Origin of the sequence: Pelagibius sp., from assembly GCF_028281305.1 — a bacterium.
Lineage (GTDB): Bacteria > Pseudomonadota > Alphaproteobacteria > Kiloniellales > Kiloniellaceae > Pelagibius.
In genome coordinates this window covers 37,319-44,311 of record NZ_JANQKD010000070.1, presented here as the reverse complement: position 1 = coordinate 44,311, position 6,993 = coordinate 37,319, and the positions used below count along the sequence as shown (strand labels likewise).

Here is a 6,993-nt window from a genome sequence, read left to right as displayed (position 1 = left end):
CGAGACCCTGCTCCGGGTCGACAACATCACGCTCTCCTTCGGCGGCGTCAAAGCCCTGACCGACATCTCCTTCGAGATCCGCGAGCACGAGATCCTGGCGATCATCGGGCCGAACGGTGCCGGCAAGACGTCCATGCTGAACGTCATCAACGGCTTCTATCATCCCCAGCAGGGCCGCATCATGTACCAGGGCGCCGAGCGGCGGGCCATGCGCCCGCATCTGGCCGCCCGCCAGGGCATCGCCCGCACCTTCCAGAACGTCGCGCTGTTCAAGGGCATGTCGACCCTGGACAACATCATGACCGGGCGCGTGCTGAAGATGAAATCCAACATCTTCCAGCAGGCGCTCTACTGGGGCGCCAACCAGCGCGAGGAGATCGCCCACCGCGAGGTTGTGGAGAAGATCATCGACTTCCTGGAGATCGAGGCGATCCGCAAGACCCCGGTGGGGCGTCTGCCCTACGGCCTGCAGAAGCGCGTCGAACTGGCGCGGGCGCTGGCCATGGAGCCGACGCTGCTGCTGCTGGACGAACCCATGGCCGGCATGAACGTCGAGGAGAAGGAGGACATGTGCCGCTTCGTCCTGGACGTGAACGACGAGTTCGGCACCACCATCGCCCTCATCGAACACGACATGGGCGTGGTCATGGACATCTCCGACCGCGTCGTGGTTCTGGACTACGGCCGCAAGCTGGCCGACGGCACGCCGGACGAGGTGCGCGCCAACCAGGACGTCATCGATGCCTATCTCGGCGTCAGTCACTAGGAGGCGGCAGGTATGAGGAGGCGTCTGGCATGAGGAAGCGTCTGGCATGAACCCCACGGCTCTCCGCTTTGGCCTCTGGCTGCTGGTCACGCCGCTTCTGATCGCGGCCCTCGGTCTCGGCTTCAAGGGTCTCGCTGCGGTCGACTCTTCGCTGTTCTTCGCCTGGGGTTACTTTATCGAGGTGCTGATCGCCGGGCTGCTGCAGGGGGTGATGTACTCCCTGGTCGCGCTCGGCTTCGTGCTGATCTTCAAGGCTTCGGGCATCTTCAACTTCGCCCAGGGCTCCATGGTGCTCTTCGCGGCGCTGACCATGGTCGGCTTCATCGAGATGGGCCTGCACTGGACTCTGGCCTTCGTCGTGACCGCCGCGGTGATGGTGCTGCTGGCGCTGGCCATCGAGCGCGTCGTTCTGCGGCCGCTGGTGAACCAGCCGCACATCATCCTCTTCATGGCCACCATCGGCATCTTCTACTTCCTCGACGGCTTCGGGCAGACCCTCTGGGGTTCGGACGTGAAGGTGCTGGATATCGGCATCTCGAAAGCGCCGATCATCGTTGCCGAGGGGGTCTTCGAAAACGGCCTGCTGATCAACTCCTTCGATCTGGTGGCCGCCCTGGTGGGCGCGGTGCTGGTGGCGGGCCTCGCCGTCTTTTTCCAGTACACCCGGGTCGGGCGCGCGCTGCGTGCCGTGGCCGACGACCATCAGGCCGCGCTTTCGGTCGGCATCCCCCTGAAGACCATCTGGGCGATCGTCTGGTCGGTGGCCGGCATCGTCGCCCTGGTCGCCGGCATCATGTGGGGCTCCAAGGCCGGGGTGCAGTTCTCCCTCGCGCTGATCGCGCTGAAGGCGCTGCCGGTGCTGATCCTCGGCGGCTTCACCTCGATCCCCGGCGCCATCGTCGGCGGCCTCATCATCGGCGCCGGCGAGCAGCTTGCGGAGGTCTTCCTGGGGCCGATCTTCGGCGGCGCCATCCAGGACTGGTTCGCCTACATGCTGGCCCTGGTCTTCCTGCTGTTCCGGCCCCAGGGGCTGTTCGGCGAGAAGATCATCGAGCGCATATAGGAAGGGGCCGGATCGATGCTTTACCGCGAAGCCGGACAGTTCAAGACCAGCTATGCCGCCGACCAGGCGATCTTCCCGATCCGCCAGGACCAGATCGCCATCGCGCTGATGGCCGCCATTGCCGTGCTCGGCGTGCCGGCGCTGGCCAACGAGTATTTCCTGGAAACCATCTTCGTGCCCTTCCTGGTCTTCGCCATGGCGGCGCTGGGCCTCAACATCCTGACCGGCTACTGCGGGCAGCTCTCGCTCGGCACCGGCGGCTTCATGGCCTGCGGCGCCTTCTTCTCCTACAAGCTGGCCACCGCCTTTCCGGAGCTGCACATCGTCATCGTGTTCCTGCTGGCCGGGCTCGGCACCGCGGGCGTCGGCGTGCTCTTCGGCCTGCCGTCCCTGCGCATCAAGGGATTCTATCTGGCGGTGGCGACCCTGGCGGCGCAGTTCTTCCTGGTCTGGATGTTCAACAAGTTCGACTGGTGGACCAACTACTCCTCCTCCGGCGTCATCTCGGCGCCGCCGCGCGAGCTCTTCCCCGGCCTCTTCATCACCGGGACCCAGGCCGGGCCGGTCACCAAGTATCTCTTCCTGCTGGTCTTCGTCGCGGTGCTGGCGCTGGTCGCCAAGAACCTGGTGCGCAGCCGCATCGGGCGGACCTGGATGGCGATCCGCGACATGGACATCGCCGCGGAGATCATCGGCATCCGCCCGCTCTGGGCGAAGCTTTCGGCTTTCGCCGTCAGCTCCTTCTACATCGGCATCGCCGGCGCGCTCTGGGCCTTCGTCTATACCGGCTCGGTCGAGGCCCTGGCCTTTGAGATCAACCGCTCCTTCCAGGTGCTGTTCATGATCATCATCGGCGGGCTGGGCTCGATCCTCGGCTCTTTCCTGGGCGCCGCCTTCATCGTGCTGCTGCCGATCCTGCTGAACAACGGCATGCTGGCGATCGACCCGACGATCTCCACGGCGCTGGTGTCGCACATCGAGTTCATGATTTTCGGGGCGCTCATCGTCTTCTTCCTGATCGTCGAGCCGCACGGCCTTGCCCGGCTGTGGCAGATCGCCAAGGAGAAGCTGCGCCTCTGGCCATTCCCCTATTAGCAAACAGGGGGCAATCGGGTGATCGTGCCGGGGTCTTGGCGGGGCCGCGGCGGGAGACAAAACAAGATCCGCCGGGGCGGGAGACCATCGCCCGCTGAAAGGATAACCAAGGGAGGTTTAGACGGATGAAACTCAAGGCTCTCGGTCTGGCCGCGCTGGGCGCGGCCGCCATGGTCACGGCAACGGCCTTCACCGCCACTGCCGCCGACAAGCAGTTCGTGCCCGGGCTGATGTACCGCTCGGGTCCCTATGCGCCCAACGGCATTCCCTTTGCCAACGGCTTCAGCGACTACTTCAAGATGCGCAACGCCAAGGGCGGCATCAACGGTGTCGAGATCGAATACGAGGAATGCGACACCGCCTACAACAACGACCGCGGCGTCGAATGCTACGAGCGTCTGAAGCGCCCGGGTGCGGCAGCCATCACGCCGCTGTCGACCGGCATCACCTATGCGCTGATCGACCGCGCCACCGCCGACAAGATCCCGGTGCTCTCCATGGGCTACGGGCGCACCGCGGCCTCCGACGGCACGGTCTTCCCCTACGTCTTCACGCTGCCGGCGACCTACTGGTCGGGTGCCGACATCATCGTGAATTACATCGCGAAGAACGAGGGCGGCTACGAGAACCTCAAGGGCAAGAAGATCGCCCTGGTCTATCACGACTCGGCCTACGGCAAGGAGCCGATCGCGACCCTGGAGGCCCTGGCCGAGAAGCACGGCTTCAGCTTCCATCCCTTCCCCGTCGCCCACCCGGGCCTGGAGCAAAAGGCGACCTGGCTGCAGATCGGCCGCCAGGTGCGTCCGGACTGGACGGCGATGTGGGGCTGGGGCGTGATGAACTCCCCCGCCATCAAGGAAGCCGCGGCCGTGGGCTATCCCATGGACCGTTTCATCGGCATCTGGTGGTCCGGCTCCGAGCAGGACGTGACGCCCGCGGGCGCCCAGGCGGTCGGCTACAAGTCGCTGAACTTCCACGGCACCGGCACGGAATATCCGGCGATCCAGGACATCCTGACGCTGGTTCACGATGCCGGCAACGGCACCGGCCCGCGTGAGGAGGTCGGCACCGTGCTCTACAACCGCGGCGTCATGAACGCGGCGGTGATTGCCGAGGCGATTCACACCGCCCAGGGCATGCACGGCCAGACGCCGCTCACCGGCGAGCAGATCCGCGACGGCTTCGAGGCGCTCAACATCGACGAGGCGCGGCTCGAATCCATGGGCCTGGCCGGCTTCATGGAGTCCATCCAGATCACCTGCGCCGATCACGAGGGCACGGGCCGTGCCTTCGTGCAGCAGTGGGACGGGTCCAACTGGACCCCGGTCTCCGACTGGGTCGAGCCGAACCGCTCCGGCCTGCTGCGGCCGATGATCGAGCAGGCGGCGGCCGACTATGCGGCTGAGAAGGGGATCACCCCCCGTGCCTGCAACTAGGGGCCTGCAACCAAAAGCCGGCGGCCGAGGAGCCGGCACCTGATCCTTGCGCCTGAAGGCGGAGGGCCTGGAAGATGAGCGGGGGCGGCCGTCGTTGGCTGTCCCCCGCCAGCTTCTCCCGGCATGGCGGCGCGAAGGCCCGCGACCGTGATACCAATGGCGTAAAGCAGGAGGTCTCTGACAGCACCATGAGCGAAGCCCTGGACCTGCAGACCGCGGCCGCCCCGGAAACGGCGCAGGCGGTTCTGACGGTGAACAACATCGAGGTCATCTACGACCACGTGATCCTGGTGCTGAAGGGGGTCTCGCTGGAGGTGCCGCGCGGCGGCATCGTCGCCCTGCTCGGCGCCAACGGCGCCGGCAAGACCACCACCCTGAAGGCGATCTCCAACCTGCTGCGCGCCGAGCGCGGCGAGGTCACCAAGGGCTCCATCGAGTTCGAGGGTGCGCGGGTCGACGCGCTGACGCCCAATGACCTGGTGAAGTCCGGCGTCGTCCAGGTGATGGAGGGGCGCCATTGCTTCGAGCACCTGACCATCGAAGAAAATCTCATGACCGGCGCTTACACCCGCAGCGACGGGCGCGCCGCGGTCGCCGAGGACCTGGAGATGGTCTACAGCTATTTTCCGCGCCTGAAGGAGCGGCGCGGCTCCATGGCCGGCTACACCTCCGGCGGCGAGCAGCAGATGTGCGCCATCGGCCGTGCGCTGATGAGCCGGCCCAAGATGATCCTGCTGGACGAACCTTCCATGGGTCTCGCCCCGCAGCTTGTCGAGGGCATCTTCGAAACGGTGAAGCGGCTGAACGAGGAGGAAGGCGTCTCTTTCCTGCTGGCCGAGCAGAACACCAACGTGGCGCTCAAGTACGCACGCTACGGCTACATTCTGGAGAGCGGCCGCGTCGTGCTGGACGGCGATGCCGCAAAGCTGCGCGAGAACGAGGACGTGAAGGAATTCTACCTCGGCCTCTCCGCCTCCGGCCGCAAGTCCTACCGCGACGTCAAGCACTACAAGCGCCGCAAGCGCTGGCTGTAGAATCGTGAGAAGGATAAGCGGCGCGCGCCGAAGTCACCCTTCGAGACGCGGCCCTGCGGACCGCTCCTCAGGGTGAGGCGAGGTTTTCGTGCAATTGACCTCATGCTGAGGAGCACAGCGTCTCGAAGCACGAGGTCAATTGTTGATTCGATGTACCCCATGGTTTGCTAGAGCACGGAAATGGAGCACTTCGACGATCTCGAAACCCGCAGTGCGGAGGGCCGCGAGGCGGCTCTGATGGCGGCGCTGCCCGGCGTGGTGGCGCGGGCCCAGGAGAAGACAAGCGGCTTCGGCGCGATCCTGACCGGGGTGGATGCGGCTGAGATCATCGACCGGGCCGCGCTGGCGGCGCTGCCGGTCACCCGCAAGGCCGACCTGATCGAGCGGCAGAAGGCGGCACCGCCTTTCGGCGGGCTGGCCGCCCTGGCCCCGGGAGAGGCGGCGCACCTCTTCGCCTCGCCCGGACCGATCTACGAGTTCGAAGGGCCGCGTCAGGGTTTCTGGCGCCTGGAGCGGGCGCTCTTCGCCGCCGGCTTCCGCCCCGGGGACATCGTCCACAACTGCTTTTCCTATCACCTGACGCCGGGCGGCTGGATGCTGGACGGGGCCGCCCGCGGTCTTGGCTGTGCGGTCATTCCCGGTGGGGTCGGCAACAGCGAGCACCAGGTCCAGGCCATCGCTCACCTGCGCCCCGGCGGCTACATCGGCACGCCGGACTTCCTGAAGGTGCTGTTGGACAAGGGCCAGGAGATGGGTCTGGACTGCAGCTCCATCACCCGCGCGCTGGTTTCCGGCGGCGCCCTCTTCCCGGAACTGCGCCAGGCCTATGCGGAGCGCGGCGTCGCCGTGCTGCAGTGCTATGCCACGGCGGACCTGGGGCTCATCGCCTACGAGTCCGAAGCGCGGGAGGGCATGATCCTCGACGAGGAAATCATCGTCGAGATCCTGCGCCCCGGCACCGGCGACCCGCTGCCGGAAGGCGAGGTGGGCGAGGTGGTGGTCACCACCCTCAATCCCGACTATCCGCTGGTGCGCTTCGCCACCGGCGATCTCTCGGCGATCCTGCCGGGCCAGAGCCCCTGCGGGCGCACGGCGCCGCGCATCAAGGGCTGGATGGGCCGCGCCGACCAGGCGACCAAGGTGAAGGGCATGTTCGTGCAGCCGGCCCAGGTGGCGGCGGTGCTGAAGCGCCATGGCGAGATCGCCCGCGCCCGCCTGGTGGTGACCCGCGACGGCGATGCCGATGCCATGACCCTGCACTGCGAGGTGCAGACCGGCGCCGATGCTGCCCTGGTGGCCGCCATCACCGAGAGCCTGAAGGCCTGTTGCAAGGTGACCGGCGCGGTGGAGGCGGTGGCCCCCGGCAGTCTGCCCAACGACGGCAAGGTCATCGACGACCAGCGCAGCTACGGCTGAGGCGGGGGCAGGCGGACTCAGGCCGTCCCCCTCACCCAGCTTCACCTAGGCTCGACCTTCGGTCTTGCCAAGGCTGCGCAACCCTCTCCCCGCGGGGGAGAGGGAGGGGCCCGCGTCAGCGGGAGGGTGAGGGGGGTGCGCCGCCGGCCGGTTGATTGCCCGCCGCGGCCCATTCGGGACAGA

6 protein-coding genes are annotated in these 6,993 nt (G+C 66.7%); all 6 read left to right on the top strand.

Going from position 1 to position 6,993, the window contains the following annotated elements:
• The first annotated feature begins 7 nt into the window (after positions 1-7).
• The gene (locus Q0982_RS14180) at positions 8-766 is read left to right on the top strand and encodes an ABC transporter ATP-binding protein (RefSeq protein WP_299396632.1); all 759 of its coding nucleotides are present in this window, start codon (positions 8-10) and stop codon (positions 764-766) included.
• A 46-nt stretch (positions 767-812) separates the two neighbouring features.
• Entirely contained in the window at positions 813-1,829 is a 1,017-nt protein-coding gene (locus Q0982_RS14175) for a branched-chain amino acid ABC transporter permease (RefSeq protein ID WP_299396624.1), read from the top strand.
• 15 nt (positions 1,830-1,844) lie between these two features.
• Positions 1,845-2,924, top strand: a complete 1,080-nt coding sequence (locus Q0982_RS14170; protein ID WP_299396622.1) for a branched-chain amino acid ABC transporter permease — start codon at positions 1,845-1,847, stop codon at positions 2,922-2,924.
• A gap of 125 nt (positions 2,925-3,049) precedes the next feature.
• On the top strand, positions 3,050-4,360 hold the full coding sequence (locus Q0982_RS14165; protein ID WP_299396621.1) for an ABC transporter substrate-binding protein: 1,311 nt from the start codon (positions 3,050-3,052) through the stop codon (positions 4,358-4,360).
• Between the two features lie 188 nt (positions 4,361-4,548).
• Positions 4,549-5,394, top strand: coding sequence for an ABC transporter ATP-binding protein (locus tag Q0982_RS14160; RefSeq protein ID WP_299396619.1), 846 nt, complete (start codon positions 4,549-4,551; stop codon positions 5,392-5,394).
• Positions 5,395-5,574: 180 nt separating this feature from the next.
• The gene (locus tag Q0982_RS14155; protein ID WP_299396618.1) at positions 5,575-6,810 is read left to right on the top strand and encodes a phenylacetate--CoA ligase family protein; all 1,236 of its coding nucleotides are present in this window, start codon (positions 5,575-5,577) and stop codon (positions 6,808-6,810) included.
• Positions 6,811-6,993: the final 183 nt, after the last annotated feature.